The organism is Arenibacterium sp. CAU 1754 (genome assembly GCF_054482635.1).
Map to the genome: position 1 here is coordinate 833,665 of NZ_JBTLRG010000002.1, position 18,147 is coordinate 851,811.

The window sequence follows — 18,147 nt, forward strand, 5'->3', positions numbered from 1 at the left end:
TCCGGGCAGGGCGGGTCCTCTGTGACCGTTCAACCGGCCAAAAGGAAAAGATTTCAATGCACTATGCCCCCCAGAGCGAAAAATGCCCGCTTCCCTTCACTCCGTTCAAGGCCTGCACGGTGCCGCGTCCCATCGGGTGGCTGTCCACGACAAGCAAGGATGGCGTCGACAACCTGGCCCCTTACAGCCAGTGGCAGAACATTACCTTTGACCCGCCGATGGTCATGTTCGCCGCCAATCAGGAAAGTTCGGGCAAACGCAAGGACACTGTGGTGAATGCCGAAGAAACAGGGTGGTTCGTCTGGAACATGGCGACCTATGACCTGCGCGAGGCCGTCAACATCTCGGCCATGGAACTACCCCCGGAAGAAGACGAATTTCTGCGCGCCGGCGTGACCAAGGCCGCGTGCATCGATGCACCGGGTCCGCGCGTCGCCGAGAGCCCGGCACACTTTGAATGCCGCTATCTCAGCACGCATCGTCTGAAAGGCAATTCGAACCACGGGTGGGTCGATGTCGTCTATGGTGAGGTCATGCGGATCCATGTGGCCGATGAGGTCATAACCCCCGAGGGCAAACTCGATATTCCGCGTATCCGCCCGCTGGCCCGGTTAGGGTACTATGACTACACCAGCGTGACCGAGACCTTTGAAATGCGTATCCCCGAAGCGCATGGCAAACTCATCGCGGGTCTCGAAGGCAAGGCGGACTGATCCAGTTCCGGTTTTGGGCAATGCAGGTGCGCCGATCTACGGGACATTTTCGAATTGCCCGATCAGGTGGTGCCGGTGGCCTATCTGTGCCTGGGCTATGTGCGCGAACTTTACACTGAACCCGAACTGCAGGCGCGCGGCTGGCGCAACCGATTGAACGTCGAGGAACTGTTCTTTGCCAACAGGTGGGGAAAACCACGCAGCGACACAGGGCTTTGAATGCCCGATTGATTGGTCTTCTGCCGGCGGAGATTGCCGAACGAAATATCAGCGACCCACACGCAAGGTGGGTCGTCAATGTCAAATAATATGGAAAAGATTGGAGGCGAGTACCGGAATCGAACCGGTGTACACGGATTTGCAATCCAGAAAGAGCGTAAGCGAAAACAACGGCTTAAGGGTGCAAAATACCCCCTGACAAAAAGTGAACAAAAAGCGAAAGTTTCAAAGCCAAATTCGCCGGTTCAAAACGAAAAAGGCCCCGTCACAGCGGCAACTGTGAACCGGGGCCAAATAGAAAAAGCCTGTCAGCTTTCACAGTACGTTAGCATGAGCAAGCGCCACACCGCAAACGCTCAGTCCGCTTTTTCGCGGCCGGTGACCGGTGAGGTGGTCCAATGAGCTGGCGCATCGCAAACGAATGCGCCGAGCGCCGCTTTGGCAGCGCCGCGCGCAAGCAGATCATTATGTTCCTGGCCGACAAGGCGAGCGATGATGGCTCGGGCATCTGGTGCTCTAAGAGGACGATCCAGCGCCACACAGAGCTTAGCGAGAGCACGGTTAAGCGCACTATCATTGATTTCCTGCGAGAAGGCATTCTGATCGAGACAGGGCGGCGGCACTGCAAGAACGGCTACACCGTCATTTACCGCATCGTTCTGGAGCGCGTGGCCGCGCTCGAACCCACGGCCGAGCCCGATATTGAGACGGGGGTCACTGTGAACCCCGTCCAGCCTGAACCCGGTACGGGGTCCACGGTGAACGGGGTACGGGGTTCACGGTGGACCCCAAACCATCCTAAAACCATCCATAAACCACCTACGCGCAAGCGCGAGGCGGCGGAGGAGGAGGTTGAAGATCTCGAAGCTGAGAAGATCATGGCGGCCTATCCCAAGGATAGGATCCGAGACCGGCGAACCAGTCTGCGCCTGATCGCAGCAGCTGTGAAGGCCGGAGTGAAGCCCGATGATCTGAGGCAGGCGGTCAAAGCCTATGCCAAGGAAAGCGAGGGCTACACGCGCAGCAAGGTCTGTTTCTCAGACAACTGGTTCAAGATGCGCCGGTGGGAGAAGGGACTGGCCCAGATCCAGGCCGACCGCGAGAAGGCGCGAGAGGCCGAAGCCAAAGGCCGAGCGAGCCTCGCCGAGTGGATCCACGAGCGCCATCCCCTGTGCCGCCATATCACCAACCGGCAGATCGAGGATTTGATTGCATCACAGCTGGTGACGCCCGAACAGGTTCGCGCTGTGGGGCTGCAGGCGTGAAAAGGATCGGCGTGAATAGCGCGTTTCGTGCGCTTGAACTCAGGGCAACGCCGTTGAGAATTTGCGTCCTCTGGTCAGCTGTTGATCTCGGTCTCGAAGGTCTCGATCATAGCAATGATTTCATCGAAGGTTGGTGCGTCACCGATGATCATTTCCCGCATCCCGGCATAGTCTTTTCGAAGAGCGACAGTGAGATCGGCGTTTGGGGTCAAGCGCAAAGAACCGGGCTTGGCCTCGTCGTAGTTTGCCCAGGCGGATTTGAAGAATACCGATTTGTGATGAGCGACTTGGGTCAGCAAATCAAGCTTTTCGAGGGCACGTTTTTTGGCTTCATGCCCAATCAGCTGCGCCATATCGTAGTAATGGCGGGACATGCGATCGGCGAGGGGTTTGGTTGCATCTTGATAAAAAAGCATATGCAAAATGGTGGCTTTCTCCCAGAATGTGCGCTCGACCCCCAACACTTTCGCGCCGACCAGACCGTCTGCCAGAAGATCGGGGAAAGCCTGATTCAGGTATGGTGTAATGTCGATCTGCTCGGCAGGCAGCTGGACGCCACGGGCACCGAACTCAAAGCGTACAACCGGTTTGACATAGCCCGCATCGCTTTTTGCCAACGTAGGGTAGGCAAAGAGAATGGTCTGCGGGTCACTTGGGTCGACCGATAGCGTGAAGTTTTGTTCTAGACTGGAGCCAAACGCTGTTTGAATCTCGGCCAGCAGTTGGCCTCCGACGGCTTCTTTCGCCGCTTCCTCCAGTTCCTGAAGCAATCTTTTCTGCTTCTTGCCCGATAGGTCCGGGTCTTCTGGGTCACGGTCGCCTACAAACCCGAGTTGTTCGCGGTCTAGCGAGAGGTCCACATCCTCGGAGAAACGGTGGATCACGTCGTAGGCTTTGGACAGGGAAGTTCCGCCCTTGAAGATCATTTGCTCGCCAAAAGATGGCAGTGCAAAGAGTTGCTTTAGGGACCAGCAAACCCAGAAGTCTTTTTCGATGATTGCCTTCGACATTCCAAGCTGCGCTGCAGTTTCTTGAAAGGCTTCATCTCTGAGTTCAGGTGCGTCGTTGGCGAAATTTTCCATGCTTAAGCGTGTGCAACAATCTGTTGCACGACGGGGTGCATCCATGCAGGTACGTGCCTGCTTTGCTTTGCCAAGAGCTTCCGATCATTGTCGTTCAGTGCGCGTGCAAGGCGGTCGACGATTTGACTGTCCACACGGTCCTTGCCGACATAACGCAACGCCTGGAAGATAACCCCAGTCTTATGTCCTGCGCCGACCAATGTTTTGGGAGATGCTTTGCGGAATTGTATGACTTGCCGTCCAACCTTCTTGGTGCGGGTTGGGCCGTCGGTCATATAGGTCGGCTTGGATGGTACCTGAGTGGAAAGGCCCAACTGATTGGCAGCCATCGAAGGAGAAGGTTGCAAGATTTGACCATCCTTTCGAGCAACAGCTTTTGCGATGTCATCGGCGGAAGGCGACAGAAATCCGAAGCGCGGGCTCTTCTTCGGGTAGTCATACAGCCCCCGCGTCAGTCGCCGGATCACACCCTGATCAGCAAGGCGTGACAGGGCCTGATCTACGCTTGCGCGGGATCCGATGTCGAGAAAATCGGTCGGCGCAAAGATTGCGCCGCGACCTTTTCCGATGATGCGTTGCTTGATGTTTGATGTAATCATGTTCGAACTCCTTGTCAGAAAATATGGTATGTTTTTCTGAAAGTCAACGGACCATGGAACAACCCCTCGGTAGGTGCAACTGGCATAGAGCAAAGAGGAGAACTGGTGCGAAGTTTACCCTACAGCGCAAAAATAGGAAAATTACGCTGCAGCGTAAGTTGTCGTGGCCTAGACTGCTGCGTCTATGATTTTTAGATCATGCAGAGAATTTATGGACTAAGCATCATAGGCGGCGCTGGAGGCAGGCTTGCAGAACTTCGTTCGAATTCCCCGAGATCTTGGACATACGATCCGTCAGGCTCGTCGAGAGAAAAACTTGACGCAGGCCGAGCTCGCCACACGCAGCGGTGTTTGGCAGGAAACGATATCGAAAGTTGAGGCCGGGCGGGGTGGTACAAAGCTCGACACGATCCTGGCCCTGCTAGCAGCCCTCGAACTAGAGCTTTTGGTCAGAACACGCAGCAAGGGCTCTGCATCTGATTTTGACAACATATTCGAATGAATTTCTGCAGTGACGGAGTGACAGCTGTTAAGCCGCAGCGGTTACTTTAAGGTCCTCAGCTCTTGCGACGCAGCATGACGAGACCGTTCAGTTTGTGAGTGCCGAAATCAAATCCTCAGCGCCGTGTTTCTGATTGCTGAACATAAGCGGGCAGCCGTAGCAGACGCGGGGGAAGCCCCGCTTCAACAAGAAAATTCCCCTGCGCCAACGCATTCCTCGCGAAGCAAGTTTCTCGCTGACAGCCCCTTGGTGCCAGCTTTGGTCATGTTCATCGAAACACTCAAAGTGAGGATCAAAAAATGGCTACTCAAACTCTGAAACTGAACGTCAAATCCGGCGAAAAAGACGGCAAGAACTTCTGGGACCGCTGCGGCGTCCTCTTCGTCAACACTGACGACAGCGGCAACATCACGTCGATCAACGTCAAACACAGCATGTTTCCCGACGTCGAAATGGTCGCCTTCCCGCACCGGGATGAAGATCCGGTCACCGAGTGACCTTAGCGCCAGGGCGGGTTTCCCGCTCTGGCATTTGTCACGCAAATTTGACGATCTTTCGATTCCGCAATCGAGAAAAGTTTCCCGCCCGCGTCTGTGACGAAGTCATCCTAATAGAGGCCTCACTGTGTTGAAATAGCATTATAAATGCCTCCATGATCGCAATTTTTCCTTCGCGGGCCTCAAATGAGCATAGTAGATCATTGATCCAGTGACAGACTTCTCCCGGCTACATTGGCCAGTCCTCTTGAAAATGGGGCGCTAGCATCGCCACTTGCCCAGGGATTGATTGTGTAAAGGTGACGCCAAGGTAGTTCGCTGCCCGCGTTGCCCCCACATAAAGAAATTTGGCGAACAAATCGGGATGCTTCGCAATTGTCTCATCCAGCCCGATAAAAAAGACCGCCTCGAATTCCAGGCCTTTGATATGGCGGATATCGAACACTCTGACATCTCTATCGTTCCCAACCACCTTGCCGTCTTTGCACGCAACTGCCGAGAGACTGATTTCTTCCAAGCGGTCGTTCAGCGCCATAGCTAGGGGCTCTACGTCAGCTTCTTCATTCACAAGAACCGCGATCGTTGTGGACCGCTGTAGCATTCGGTCAATCTCGTGAATACGGCTTGTGAGCCAGTCGGAAACCTTATCATGATCGGCCAGAGCATCCTGCCATACCGGCGACAAGCCTTCTGCGTCGAGACGATCTGGCAAGATTATGTCTTCGGCTTGTGACCCCCCCAGTGATGCAACATCCTTTGCAAGGTCCACGAGACGTTGACTTTGCCTATACGACACGGTGATCGCCTTCCGCTCGATACCTTTGGCAATCCAGTCTAGGGCTTCATTTGTCTTTAGGCCCCACGATGTCAGGCGTTGATTGATATCTCCGCAGAGGAAGAACGAGCTGGAAGTTGGGTGTGCAATCTCGTGCATAGCTGCAAGTTGAACGCGGGAGAAATCGGTAGCTTCGTCAATTAGAACCTGCGCTCTCTGCATGGCGCGCACGCTACCAAGGAAGCCTCCCTCCGGCAGGCTGCTTTCTGTATGCCTTCGATAGTGTCCGAGCAGCTCATTGGCGATTTGCAGTGCGGCGAGAACAACGAGGTCAAGTTCTTTCCAAAAAATATCAGAAGGTTTGGTGGGGGCCCCCTCGTACCAGCGTGAAGCTTTTATTCGCTCTGCACGAAACCGCTTATACTTTGGCGCGATGCCCCGAAGGAAAAGGCGCTCTAGTCGCTCGAACTTTCGCAGACGTGTCTGCTCCAACAGAAGTTTCCCCAAGTCAGCCAAGTCCTCATCTGATGGAATGCGCGTCTCGCCAAGCCAAGCTAGAAGCATTCCGTCCTGAGACTTTTCGGATACAGCTCGTCGGGCTAGTCGAGCCCTCGCCATCGCCTTGAGCGCACGTTCGAAGCGTACAAGCGCTTGTTGGCGGCTAATCGGACGCCCGGGTTGAGGTTCCTCTGGAGCTTGATCCTCCTCATCGATTGCATCTTCGAAGTCATCTACATCATCTGCCGGTTGAGGTGCGTATGCCAGCTGACGAGATATCTCCTCTCGGAGAATGTTTGGAAAGTTGCGGTCTTCATATACAAGCGCGTTGCGGGCTTTGGCGAGAAGGCGTGAAATGCCTTCACTTCGTTCAGATATCGCTTCTCGAATGTCAGGTACCAGCTCGGTGACGTTTCGTAGCGCGTGGGCGTAAATGTCCTTCCGTGGGGTGTCCAAATCTTCGGAAAGTTTTTGGCCAATAGCTCTCAGATCGTCAGCCGGTCTTGCAGCCAACCACTTGGCATCGGCCCTTAGCTCTTCTGAAACCGAAGTATCCAAATATGACCTAAAGTCATCATACCACGCGGCTTCGTCGGCAATTTCATCCTTGAGATAGTCTTGGGCGCGCCGTTCTACGAAAGGGCCGCTCCCGCTACTTGTTCTCAATAGCTTGAGTTCATCGCGAGCAATTTCACGCCGGAACTCTTCCCAAGTTCTAATGTGGGTATCGCTCGCAGCCAAGCCTTCGCGTGCAAACGCCTCCTTCACATACTGACGAAGCAATTCGGTCGGGGAAAAAACGACCCAGCTTGTCTCGTGAGGGGTGTTGGTTTCTGCTTCAACTTGCTCGATTAACCGCAGCTCCTGAGGCGACTCTTGGAGAGCCTGTCGGTCGGTTTTCTGCCCCAAACGCCTAATCAGCGTGGTAGTCTTGCCAGTACCCGGAGGGCCTGAGAGGAAGCACTTGGTGTTGATCGGCATCCTAAAAATCTCGTCCTGATGCCGGTCCAAAATAGGCTGATCGCGAAGGCCCATATGCGTGATAATTGCCCGCCTAACGCCTTCTACAACATTTTCATCGGTATCATCGTTCCAGAGCGCTTCGAGGTCCCCTTCTTCGATTTCACCTTCAGGTGTGAGGATTTCGCGTAGCGAACCAACCGTGAAACGACCCAAATCTCTGATATCAATTTCGGTTTCACGAGAGTCCCACCCGCTTGACGTACGCTCTGGTTTAAGAAGTGCGCGACTATCTATCAGGAGGTCCCGCTCTCTCGCCCCGAATTTGAATGATCCCTCATCACCGGCGGCCAATGATGCAATCTTCCCGAGATCGCTCCGGTAGCTTGCAATTTTGTAGCCCGGAACGGACCGGGGCGTGGTGCGAGTGATGAAGATTGTCTCCTCTTCATCGTTTTCGTCCAGGAAGTGAACCCGCGCGATGACAGGTTGCTGGATGAGTGCGGCAATAGCCTCAGCTTCACTATCTGATATCGAACCGATGCAATTTACAGCCTGAGGGCTGTTCAGAGTGTTTATGGTCGTGAAGACCCGTGCGTCGCCCCTTTTATGGGACGCGCGGGCATTTTCGGCATCGGCCGCGACCTTTTCAATGCAATCAAGAGAATGACGAGCAATGTCTTCGATTACCGCTTCTTTGTTTGTTGTATTCATTGTCACCTCAATTTGCATTTTGGCCTCGTCAGGTGTGAAAACTACAGTTCGCCAACACAAAACGAGACATCGAAATTTAATCTTTGAAACCGTGACGCGATTCCATCGTTAGTCTTGTCACAGATTGGTCACATGGCACTTCCTCAGCATGCCGAGCTTTTGTGGATGATCGCCAAAGCTGAATTTGTCACGTTGCATTCTCCGCTGTTGCTCAAGGCTCTCGATCTTTTCTCAGAAGCGTCCTTTGTTCCATTCATGCTCTTCCGCACGTGAAAGCGGCTGCGATGATCCTTCTTTGCGTACGAAGAACTCCTCCTTACCTTCGGAAATCACGTAAACGGGTTTGTTCGCTCTTGTGACCTCAACATGACAAATCTGTTTGTCGTCATAGGTGGGCCAGTTGAGCTTCCAAAGCTTCATAACGTCCTTGCCGAGGAACTTGTCGAAGATATTAGCAATGTGGAGTTGAAAGCCGTCCCGATCTTTCTTTGAAAGTGTGCCGCAGTCGAGTTCGAGGCCAATGGCATTCCCATGGTCATCTACACCAATGAAGAGGCTTCCACCGTCAGAATTCATGAATGCCGCAACTGTCTTGGCGACCACATGCTCGAGCTTCTTGTTCACTTCGCCAGTACGCATGTCGTATCGCAGAGTGGATTTAAACTCTACCAGCTGGCCTTCCCCCTCGAGGATCATTTCGTGGATGGGATCGATCTGAGCAGGTGCCTCGGATGGTTCGATGCGCTTCAAGATCTCGGCATAGAGAACTTCTGAGCGCCTCTTCAGGAATGCAGTGAAATCGTCTTGAACAACTGAGGCATCATCCAACTCGATGAGATGGCTGCTCAGCGCGTGTTTCAATTCTGAGTTCTCATCCGCAAAATCCGCTAGATAGACCGAGGGGGCCTTTGCGCCGATCCGCTTCTTGTTCAGTTCGGCGCTGACCAACGTGATGTTGACAATCGAGTTGGCATAGGGAGTTTCTGCATCGCTGCCATGTTTACGGACAAATGCCCTCGGAAAGAAATGGTGGTAGTTCTTACTGCTGGCGATCTTGAGATAGGAGTTATCCAGAAGCACTTTACCGTTTGTGTCGAAATCTTTTGGTTCATGATATGCGAGAATGCACAGGATCGACTTGCAGATGGCGTTCCCGGTCGAGAAGTCTGTTTCACGGAGATCTTGAGCTGAATTGATGAAAAGTTTGAACTCGGGGTAAGCTGGCCGCTGCCCTGCTATTATTAGATCAACTTTCTTGATATCAGCCGCCAGCTTGGATTCAGTTGCCGATGAATACCGCAGCGACAAGGAAGAACGCCAGAAGAGCTCTTCCAGATATTTCCGTTGCTGCCCGCTGGGTGATTTGCCCGTTTTCAAGAAGAAATAGGCAAAAGGCACGATGAGAGTGTCGTAGGGCAGGATTTGGGAAACAGGTATCCGCAAAACTGTTCGGAAGTGGTCGATGGTCTTCTCGATCGCAGAGATGACATCATCCCACCTTGCAATGATGTCGGCCTTGTCCAGGCCAAGGATCGTCTTTCGCTTGCACTCCTTCGACTCGCTTATGACGAGGCTCAGGATCTGCAGAAGGACAGAGGGGGAGATGTTCTCGTACTTGCTGTCATTCAGTCTTTTCTGGAACTTCTCCCAACGAGCCTGCATGTCGAAATCAGCGGCTTCGTCGTAGGTTTTGGCCGACATGATTTCGAAAAGCGTGAGAACCTTCCCCCCCGTATTTATTCGCGTAAACACCTCAATGGCGGACTCGATATCGTTCTGTCGAAGGGTGACCGTTGAGAAGGCATAAGTACTGAAAGCGTTGGAATACTCATCGATTTTATCGATTTGCCACTCTTCAAACCCTTCGTTTTCCAGCTTTTTGCCCATTTTATGGTTGAAGTTCAGAACGTCATGCAGGGGTATGAAAACCTCCGCCTCGTCTTTCACGGTGACGATGTCCTTCTCCTTCTCCTCGAGGTTCTCTTCCAGGTTCACGACAATGTCTTTGTAGTCGGTCACCTTTTTCTCGGTGGGTTTTCTGATCTGTGCACCAAGATAGGCAGCGAAGAGGGAGGTTATGCGTTGCTGCCCATCAAGGACGTACTGAACATTGCGCCCAACGGGCGTCTCAGGCAGATCAAAGCCGCCAATGTTCTTTATGTCGTTGATGCGTTGATCCGTTTCCCAAAGGATGAAGGTCCCTATGGGATAACCTTTTAGGATAGAATCCAGAAGCTTGGCGGTTGCCTTCAAGTCCCAGACGAAATCCCGTTGGAACTTGGGCACCTTGATGATGCCCTTTTTGACGTCCGAGATCAGGTCATCATATGTCTTTGAATCTGGCTTTGGCTGGTTATTCATTCGTCCGTCCGTCTAAATCTTGGGCTTCAATCGATCCGTTGCAAATCGTGCGAGTGTGTCTCTTGCGGCATGCCATCACCCTTCAAACAAGTTGGTGCGATGCCAGCTCAGGCGCTTCGCTATTTCGTCATTCAAGCGGGTCAAACGCATCGTCGGCAGTATCCCGGAAGCAACTTGATCCCCGTCTGAGACTTTCGTCGAGATCAGAATGTTCCCACCGTCATCAAAGGACACCAGACCAGCGTCGAAGGCGGCGTCTAGCGTGGCTACCAGAAGCAAGCCGTTGTGCACGTTTAGGCGCTCTTCGTCGCTTTCACACTTGGCCCAGGGAATGATGTGGCTCGCGCGTAGCAGCGTCGGGTTCTGAACGCCGGTGACAGCACAGGATTTTTCCCAATAGTCCATCAGGGCCGAGCGAAACACATTCTGCCCGATCCGTTCCTTGCGCAGTCGTTCCACCTCGGTGCTGGAAGGCTCCTCTTGAAGCAGCCGTTCGAACTCTGCCAGCGGTTCGTTGGGCAGAGAGCGCGCGAGTGCCCAGATGCGGCCGATGATGCGGAACAGATCGCCGGAGCTTGGGGCGATGAAACAATCAAAACCCTTATGCGCGACCGGCGCGGTGGAGAGCTCGCTCGACAGTTCGCGGCCAACACCCCGATGCGAGGTTCCAACGAAAAAGCGCCCTGTATCATCCACGGTCAAGGCAAGCCGAGCAGTGACAGCGTGGCCTTGAAAACAAAGCCAGCCATCGCTTTCGCCAAGGGGGATCGAGAACCCGTGGTCGAGTGCGGATTTTTCCAGTCGATTGCGCAGGCTGAGGTCCATACGTCAGCCCCCCGTCAACCTGTCAAAGGCCTCGAGGACGAGCCGTTGCGTGCGGAATTCCCCGAACTCATTCATTTCCTTGGTTTTCAAGCCACGGAATGTTTCCGAGGGGTAATCCTTGCCTTTGATGTCATGGGGGTCGAGCACATAGCGCAGTTCATCCCGTGTGAGCCCGTATTTCTTGGCAAAGAAAGCGTCGAGTTCGGCTCGCAACTGAGCCCGGCGGTCGGGGTCAAAGGCGAAGGGGGATCCGGTGTAGCCGAGATCTTCCGCCCAGTTCTTCATTGAATGGGACGTATAAGTAAGTTCGAGGACTTTGGTGGCGATAAACTTCAGTTCGGTTTGGTCAAATTGAGAAGGTGAGAACACAGGAAGTTGTTGCAGAGCAGAAACGGTCAAATGCGTTCCAGGAACTTTCTGTCTCGCAACATAATCGAAAGGGAGAGATGACAGAGTTGCATAGAATGCTGCTGGAGAGGCATCTTGTGCGTTTAGAAAAAGTAAACGCGTAGAGTGCGCTACACCAACGCTAGGGAATACTGCTGCAATGACCGTTCGTTCGTTCGTTGCATTTGTGATATCTCGCCAGCCCATAAGCCAGCGAGGTTGTTTTCTGTCGACAAGCGCACCGGTCATTTCCAGCGGGTCAGAAGGACCTTCTTTGATGAACGCTAAATCATCGATACTGAGAGGTGTATCGCGATTCATCTTCTTTGCATTATTTGAAACTTTGTACAGCCAAGTCGCGAATTTGGCCCCAATGACTTCTCGACCTAGTGCTCTCGGACCCAAGACCTCTTTTAGAAGTTTTTGTGCGCGGATTGCTCCGATGGCTGGGTTGAGGAGGTCCTCTCGGTCAAGTGTTCCAAGCACCCATTCTGCCAGAACCTTGAGGGATCCCTTCGTGTTATCTTTTCGGAAATATTGCTTCAATCTGACGGGAACGCGCGCAGAGCGCAGTCGGGTCTCCTCTTCCGGAACCCAATACCACGGCTCGGTTTCGTAAGCTGGATCATGTTTTACGCTGTCTGGCGTTTCAGGCAGCGAGCCATCTCCGGGACGAGCTTCAAGCCCCGCGTAAGAGCCAAACCGATGATCGAAGATATGGAGCATTTTGGCTTCATAGAGCGGAACATACTGGCGATTGTCGTTGTGCCGCCAGTTAAAGCCGTCAAAGTGGAAACCTTGAGACGAAAGCTGCTTGGCCGTCCGGAAAAGACTACTGGCATCCGCGAGGTCGTACATTTTGGTTTGGTAGGTGAAGCCCCAAGGGTTTTCGTCGCCGTCGGGATCGTCGGGTCGCAAGCGCAGGAGTATAGGCGCAGTGCGGTAGAAGTTGCGCGTGAGTTCTTTATCACTACGTGAACGAAAGAGGGGCGACGTCAGTGTATTTGGATTAAACAGACGAAAATCATCTGGCGCCAATTCAATTTGTCGTTCCTTTTCCTCTAGGTCAGCTGTGTTCGTGGCGAATGCCGCGAAGCGGGCTTGAGCTGCCTTTCCGATGCTGAGCACAGAGAATTTTATGCGACTATCGATCGCTGGAAATAGATTCTTCCGGTTCTCGAAGTCAAATAGCGCCGCAATTCGGTTCCGTGCCACTAGATCCCCAAAGAAAGCGCTAGTGGACGGGTCTGTTGCGATGCCAGTTGGGACTATCACACCCGCTCGGCCTGACGACACCGCATCGGTTTGTTTGCGCGCTAGCCGAGAGAAGTGTTCAGCGAATAGAGCATATGTATTAACGTCACCGACACCGGCCAACGGGTAGCGGCCTGATCGCCGCGCGAACACACTCGCTGCATCGGCAGTGCGCTTTGCCAGCTCGAACTCTGCGGCTAGTTGTGCGTTTACAGTTCCTGGTTCGGCGTTCTTCAACTCTTTGATCAGCTTGTTACGTTCCGCCTTATTAGATGCGGTGGCTATTTTTGCATCTCTTGCCGCGAAAAACTCTTGTTCCTGAAGTTTGATCCGTTCCCAGGGCGGATTGCCAATAACGGCATCAAACCCTCCACGGGCCATGACAGTTGGAAACGCTAAGGGCCAGTGTAGGGCACTGTTTTGGTCAGAGATGGCGTGAGCATTGTCTTGCAAGATATTGGATCGGATCGTACCGCTCAGCGCTTCCCACATAGCACCTGTGGTCGGCACTTTCATGTCAACCAAGGTTCGAGCGGAGGGTTCTTCACCCACTTTGGGAGAGAAAAATGCCGCCACGTAAATATCGCAGGCAAGTTTTAAACTCAGTCGTTGGTCGGAGGTCTCATACTGGGCAAATGCGCGCGCCTTGGCCTTGACCTCCTTCAGCGTTTCCTCGGGCATTGCTGCGATTTTTCGCGCGCCATCGATGATCTCAGCGGGGGCCGCGAGAGTTTTGATAAAGCCAGACGCTGCCTTGCCATCGCGTTCGTCCTTGTTGAGGCGTTCATAGGCTTTGGCCACTTCTTTGTCGTCGCCGGACATCGCCTTATACGCATCGTCCGGGATACCGGCCTTCAGCATCTCATAGTCGAAGATCCCGATCAGGCTGTCTCCGCATTGGATGCGGGCGTCTAGGAAGGATAGCGGCTTGCCTGGTTCCAGCGCTTCGATCCACAAGGCCACCTTGCAGAGCTCAACCGCCATTGGGTTCCTGTCGGACCCGTATATGCAATTCCCGACGACCTCACGCAGGGCATGTTGGAAGACTTCTTGTGAAATGGCTCCGGGCATCCGATGACGCGCGATGCGGGCAGCGGCTCTTCTGGCGGCTCCAAGAAGAAAGTGACCGGACCCACAAGCTGGGTCGATCATCGAAAGCTTAAGGATTTCGGAGACTGGATCGTTTGGATTTCGTGCCTCCGCTGCATCCAGCACGGGATCCAGCGTGGTATCCAGAAGAAGTTTCACCAAAGAATCTGGTGTGTAGTAGGAGCCTGACACTTTGCGGGCGTTGCCCTTGGTCGCATCGCCTTCCGCAAAGGTGAAATCTCTCGCCTCGAGGTTCAGCTCTGGTGTGAGTTCCAGCAGGCTTTCGTAGACTGACCCCAGTTCTTCGGTTTCCATGTCACGCCAATTCACCTTGGTCATGGATTGACCCTCGGGACGGAACCAAGCCACCCGCCAGATCGCTTTTAAGAAGCGTTTGTTGTCGATCTTGCAGTTGCCAAGATGTTCAAGTTTGTCTGGGTCAAAGAGCCCGCCAAGAGCAACCAGCCCAAGAGCAGGCTGTCCGTCCGAAAGTGCTTTGAAGAGGGATTTCATCCCCTCCCAAGCATCAATATTTTTGTCGAGAGAGGCGTTGCGAACGCAGCGTTCTCGGAGGCGGTGCAATGAATACCCTCCAAGATAGGCCTTTCTGGCGGCGTCGCTCGTATTTGGGGCATGCAAGAGGTCGCGGTCTTCTGCCGCAAATAGGAAGATGATGCGGTAAACCAGCCGCAATAGTTCTTCATAGTAGGCTTGGCGTCTCAACTTCCCTGACTGGAGCTGGTCTCGCAGCTCCGAGTTGAAGGGATGTTGGATAAATCCTCGCCCCAGTTCAATCAGTGCAGCTTCCACGCCCAAGCGCAGATTGTCTTTTGCAGCTGCACCATCGAGACGGCTCCGCTCTTTCCAACGCTCCAGCGGGCAGTCGGACGGACTAGTGCCTTCAACGCCAAATCGTGAAGCGTGAAGGATAAGCCATGCTGCGGAAAAGTCGGGAAAAAGTCCTTCTGTGAAGATCTTCTCGAAGTTCACTTCAATCCAGGCCGGTCGTGTGAGACTTGCATTGTCCCGCATGATACGCAGCACGCTACCATCACAGGTGATACCCCATAAAGCATCTTCATCGGCGTTCAGGTATTCCTGCAAGAGCTGGGTCGATGACCTTTTGCGGGTGTCATCTCCAAACTGAGAAAGAGCTTCATCTATGCCTGGCTTTCTGCTGTCAGCGGGAGCAGAAGGAGCGATGATGACAGGTATACGCCCATTTTCCGCAGAAAAATTAACAGGAAAGGTTCGGTCAGTAATCTGCTTACCAGCCGACTTTGTGAGGGTTTTGAAGCCGAAGCATTCTGAGAGCAGGCTTTGCACGAAGCCAATTGGAGCAGACGCATTCTCCCCTTTGCCAGCCTCAAAGCCTTCCCAGTGAGCATGGGCGATCTGATAAAAGCGAGCGATTTCATCCCGAAGCTTCAGGCCTTTGGGGATATCGTAGCTTTCATCACTTTGTTCGGCTGCATCACCAGCTGCAATTTGGGCGATCACATCTGTTGGTAGAAGACCGCCAACAACTTCAATTGCCGCAAAATCTAGGCGAGCAGAGCGGCGGGATTGCTTACGTCTTTTTGTAATTCTGGCCATGGTCTTACCCTTACAATCCCGGCATCAGCACATAGAAACCAATTACATCGACTGGTGTGATGGCGCTGACTTTTACTTGTCCTTTTGACCCCAGTGCCTGACGCACTCGAACATGGTCGCCGGCCAAAACTTCTGACCGCTCATGCGCAAACTGGGTGAGAGCTGGCTGAAGAGCCTCCAGAGAATTCAGCGCCCGCGCAATCTGGTTTTGGCGGGTGTTTTTATCGAGGTTCTCACCGTCCTGATCGAGCAGGGCAAAGGCATCTTCGTTCCACTTCATTGGAAGCTTGGAGGAAGCGCTGAGGGCGATAGCAGCGGACTCTTCTGCCATGGCAAACTTTGGCCCGAGCTTACCCCTGGAGTCGATGCGATGACGCACTCTGAGAAGTGCAAGCCAGGTAACCTCATCAACTGCATCCGTTTCCCAAGCGCCCAACCGAGGCAAGGTGGACAGGGCATCTTCGTTGGCAAACTCATCTAGAGCTTGCTCAAGGAAGGTTTCAGCCAGAACAGACGGCAAGGCATGTGCACGGTGAACAGAAATCGTGCCACTTGGAGGGCGAGCAGAGAACCCGACCTTGAGGGGCTTGATATCTGCATCATCGATCAAACTTTCAGCAATAAACCGCTCCTTGATGTGGTCGGGAACGAGGTGAAGAGCGACCTTGTAGGCACCAGATTTTAGGGGCTCCAAGGGTTGTCCAAGACGTTTCATGGCTTGGAACACAAAGCGTTCCGTGTCCTCGTAACCACCAAGAGCCGTTTGGGTCGCTTCCCATTCCACGGCAACTTCTTCAGGCTTCAAAGCATTCTGAGCAAAAATGGTGCGGGTCTTCTTTTCCTGCTCAGAGGCATTGATCCATGCCATTTCAATCTGGCGAGCTTCTTCCGAGTCTGAAAAGTCTAGATCAAGGGTCATCTGTTTCTGACCTCTTGCCCGCAGCATCACGGTAGACATGAGGGCTTTGGTCAACGAGCCTTGGTCATCAGGCATCGGAACCCGAACACCTGTCTGCTTAGCAATAGCTTCCGCTTTGCGGATGATCACTTCGAGAACAGCACCATCGACTGGGTTGTTCTCACCATACATTAGCACAGAGCGAACAATCGGGGCTTTCTGACCAAAACGGTCGATACGGCCTTCTCGCTGTTGATGACGGGTCGGGTTCCATGAAAGGTCATAATGAATGACCGCATCGAACCAGGCTTGAAGGTTGATACCTTCAGACAGGCAGTCGGTCGCAACAAGAATTCGGTTTTCGTGACCACCGAGTTCTTCAACTCGGATTTCACGTTCCTCTGACGGCATTGCCCCCGTGACAACTTCAACCACATGCTTAGATGCGAACTTTTGAAGTACTGCTCCAATTTGCTCGGCGGTTGCGATGTAGCGGCAGAATATAACAGGCGAATGCCCTTTCTTGAGCATATCCTCCAAGGCTTTGATGAGCGCCTTGAACTTGGGATCCTTTTCGACCTCTGCAGAGAGCTTGTCTGCTGTGGCAATGAGTGAACGGAGGTTTTCATCTTCGATGCCAACACCAGGTTCAAGATCGTTTTCAGAAAGCTCTTCATCATCTAGGGTTTGAGCTGAGAGCTCGCTTTCCGAGATGGCACTAGGATCCAGTTGGGCACGTGTCTTGAGCGCACGTGCAGCGGCAGCTGGACTGGACCCCACACAGCGCATCAAAGCGAGTGTGCCCCAGAAAGCGAGACGTTTCTTGGTCTCACCTTCAACGGACTCAATGACTTCCGCACAGTAATCGAGAATTTTTCCGTAGAATTCTTCATATTCGCCAGTCAGGCGATAGGGGAAGTTCGAGGTCTCATGCGTTGGAAAGAGACCAGGTTCTTTCCATGCATCAATGTCACGACGACGACGCTGGATAAAATGTCCTGCAAGCCTTTCCCTCAGCTGGCGCTGTCGTTCACCTCCTGCATCCTGAAGTCCTGCGAATTCTTTATCCAAAAGCCCCAGGAGATTGTGAAAGGCTGTCTCATCACCCGAATGTGGAGTTGCGGTAAGAAGCAAAATGTTGCGTTCAGGATCGTCTGCAAGTGAACGGACAAGCTCATAGCGTCTTTGCCGTCCTTTGCCTGCACTGACCGCGGAGTGGGCCTCATCAACGACTACCATGTTGGGACATGCTCTCTTAAAGTCGAAAAAGCGGCGTTCACTCTTGATGAAGTCCATCGAAACCACGGTGAAGGGGTAGGCTTCGAAAATGGAGACGGTGTTGGGCAGGTTACGTTCAAGCCTGGCCGCTTCAGATGCGGTCACGGGTGTTGCCGGAATAGAGAACTTACTTTCAAGTTCACTTGTCCACTGCTCGACAAGATGGGGTGGGCAAAGCACGGTGAAGCGGTCGATTTCACCACGGTCGAGCATTTCCCGCAGAATGAGACCAGCTTCGATTGTCTTACCGATGCCCACGTCATCAGCGATGAGGAGACGGATTACGTCCTGGCGAAGCGCCATCATCAAGGGAGCAAGCTGATAGGCTCTTGGTTCAAAGTTGATGCGACCAGCAGCACGGAAGGGTCCTGCACCACGGCGCAAGGACAGTCTGAGCGCATCCCTGAGTAACTGGGCGGCATCACGTCCACCCAATTTATCTGTCAGCGAAGGGGGGGCAAAGCTGGCGTAGGTTACAGGATCCGCTTCCAGCTCAGGAATGATCGTTTCAAGGTCGGCTTCAGAGCCGGAAAGTGGACGCAAAGTCAAAGCGTTTGAGCTATCGACAACAACCCATTCACGTCCACGCGCTCTTACCAATTCGCCAGGAGAAAACTGTTCTGCAATACCCATGG

At 53.3% G+C, this 18,147-nt stretch carries 13 protein-coding genes; 6 read left to right on the plus strand and 7 right to left on the minus strand.

Annotated features, from left to right (window positions below; all coding sequences use genetic code 11):
• Positions 1–56 precede the first annotated feature (56 nt).
• The 4 genes from ACXYMO_RS10840 to ACXYMO_RS10855 all read left to right on the plus strand — a co-directional run bounded on the left by ACXYMO_RS10840 (position 57) and on the right by ACXYMO_RS10855 (position 2,197).
• On the plus strand, positions 57–713 hold the full coding sequence (locus ACXYMO_RS10840; RefSeq protein ID WP_458878709.1) for a flavin reductase family protein: 657 nt from the start codon (positions 57–59) through the stop codon (positions 711–713).
• 54 nt (positions 714–767) lie between these two features.
• Entirely contained in the window at positions 768–932 is a 165-nt protein-coding gene (locus tag ACXYMO_RS10845; protein ID WP_458878710.1) for a hypothetical protein, read from the plus strand.
• A 78-nt stretch (positions 933–1,010) separates the two neighbouring features.
• Entirely contained in the window at positions 1,011–1,334 is a 324-nt protein-coding gene (locus ACXYMO_RS10850) for a hypothetical protein (RefSeq protein WP_458878711.1), read from the plus strand.
• Positions 1,331–2,197: a hypothetical protein gene (locus ACXYMO_RS10855; protein WP_458878712.1), complete on the plus strand. Its 867-nt coding sequence runs from the start codon at positions 1,331–1,333 to the stop codon at positions 2,195–2,197. Before ACXYMO_RS10850 ends, ACXYMO_RS10855 begins: the two co-directional genes overlap by 4 nt.
• 74 nt (positions 2,198–2,271) lie before the next feature.
• On the opposite strand, the gene ACXYMO_RS10860 is transcribed toward ACXYMO_RS10855, so the two are convergent.
• Positions 2,272–3,279, minus strand: a complete 1,008-nt coding sequence (locus ACXYMO_RS10860; RefSeq protein ID WP_458878713.1) for a nucleotidyl transferase AbiEii/AbiGii toxin family protein — start codon at positions 3,277–3,279, stop codon at positions 2,272–2,274.
• Between the two features lie 2 nt (positions 3,280–3,281).
• Complete coding sequence (locus ACXYMO_RS10865; RefSeq protein WP_458878714.1) at positions 3,282–3,878, minus strand: DUF6088 family protein; 597 nt, start codon at positions 3,876–3,878, stop codon at positions 3,282–3,284.
• 247 nt (positions 3,879–4,125) lie between these two features.
• Here ACXYMO_RS10865 and ACXYMO_RS10870 point away from each other — a divergent pair, with 247 nt between their 5' ends.
• Entirely contained in the window at positions 4,126–4,380 is a 255-nt protein-coding gene (locus tag ACXYMO_RS10870; RefSeq protein WP_458878715.1) for a helix-turn-helix domain-containing protein, read from the plus strand.
• A gap of 299 nt (positions 4,381–4,679) precedes the next feature.
• A complete protein-coding gene (locus ACXYMO_RS10875; protein WP_458878716.1) occupies positions 4,680–4,877 on the plus strand; it encodes a hypothetical protein in 198 nt (65 codons plus the stop codon).
• Between the two features lie 229 nt (positions 4,878–5,106).
• On the opposite strand, the gene ACXYMO_RS10880 is transcribed toward ACXYMO_RS10875, so the two are convergent.
• The 5 genes from ACXYMO_RS10880 to ACXYMO_RS10900 all read right to left on the minus strand — a co-directional run bounded on the left by ACXYMO_RS10880 (position 5,107) and on the right by ACXYMO_RS10900 (position 18,145).
• Positions 5,107–7,842, minus strand: a complete 2,736-nt coding sequence (locus ACXYMO_RS10880; RefSeq protein WP_458878717.1) for an ATP-binding domain-containing protein — start codon at positions 7,840–7,842, stop codon at positions 5,107–5,109.
• 213 nt (positions 7,843–8,055) lie between these two features.
• Positions 8,056–10,185, minus strand: coding sequence for a GmrSD restriction endonuclease domain-containing protein (locus tag ACXYMO_RS10885; RefSeq protein WP_458878718.1), 2,130 nt, complete (start codon positions 10,183–10,185; stop codon positions 8,056–8,058).
• Positions 10,186–10,260: 75 nt separating this feature from the next.
• Positions 10,261–11,010 carry an HNH endonuclease gene (locus tag ACXYMO_RS10890; protein ID WP_458878719.1) on the minus strand — a complete coding sequence of 250 codons (750 nt, stop codon included), beginning with the start codon at positions 11,008–11,010 and terminating at the stop codon, positions 10,261–10,263.
• A gap of 3 nt (positions 11,011–11,013) precedes the next feature.
• Entirely contained in the window at positions 11,014–15,336 is a 4,323-nt protein-coding gene (locus ACXYMO_RS10895) for an Eco57I restriction-modification methylase domain-containing protein (protein WP_458878720.1), read from the minus strand.
• Between the two features lie 10 nt (positions 15,337–15,346).
• The gene (locus ACXYMO_RS10900) at positions 15,347–18,145 is read right to left on the minus strand and encodes a helicase-related protein (RefSeq protein WP_458878721.1); all 2,799 of its coding nucleotides are present in this window, start codon (positions 18,143–18,145) and stop codon (positions 15,347–15,349) included.
• Positions 18,146–18,147: the final 2 nt, after the last annotated feature.

Excerpts from the sequence above, each read along its gene's own strand:
- ACXYMO_RS10865 (WP_458878714.1), bottom strand. The coding sequence starts at position 3,878 with ATGATTACATCAAACATCAAGCAACGCATCATCGGAAAAGGTCGCGGC.
- ACXYMO_RS10860 (WP_458878713.1), bottom strand. The coding sequence starts at position 3,279 with ATGGAAAATTTCGCCAACGACGCACCTGAACTCAGAGATGAAGCCTTT.
- ACXYMO_RS10890 (WP_458878719.1), bottom strand. The coding sequence starts at position 11,010 with ATGGACCTCAGCCTGCGCAATCGACTGGAAAAATCCGCACTCGACCAC.
- ACXYMO_RS10875 (WP_458878716.1), top strand. The coding sequence starts at position 4,680 with ATGGCTACTCAAACTCTGAAACTGAACGTCAAATCCGGCGAAAAAGAC.
- ACXYMO_RS10900 (WP_458878721.1), bottom strand. The coding sequence starts at position 18,145 with ATGGGTATTGCAGAACAGTTTTCTCCTGGCGAATTGGTAAGAGCGCGT.
- ACXYMO_RS10855 (WP_458878712.1), top strand. The coding sequence starts at position 1,331 with ATGAGCTGGCGCATCGCAAACGAATGCGCCGAGCGCCGCTTTGGCAGC.
- ACXYMO_RS10885 (WP_458878718.1), bottom strand. The coding sequence starts at position 10,185 with ATGAATAACCAGCCAAAGCCAGATTCAAAGACATATGATGACCTGATC.
- ACXYMO_RS10895 (WP_458878720.1), bottom strand. The coding sequence starts at position 15,336 with ATGGCCAGAATTACAAAAAGACGTAAGCAATCCCGCCGCTCTGCTCGC.
- ACXYMO_RS10850 (WP_458878711.1), top strand. The coding sequence starts at position 1,011 with ATGTCAAATAATATGGAAAAGATTGGAGGCGAGTACCGGAATCGAACC.
- ACXYMO_RS10840 (WP_458878709.1), top strand. The coding sequence starts at position 57 with ATGCACTATGCCCCCCAGAGCGAAAAATGCCCGCTTCCCTTCACTCCG.
- ACXYMO_RS10880 (WP_458878717.1), bottom strand. The coding sequence starts at position 7,842 with ATGCAAATTGAGGTGACAATGAATACAACAAACAAAGAAGCGGTAATC.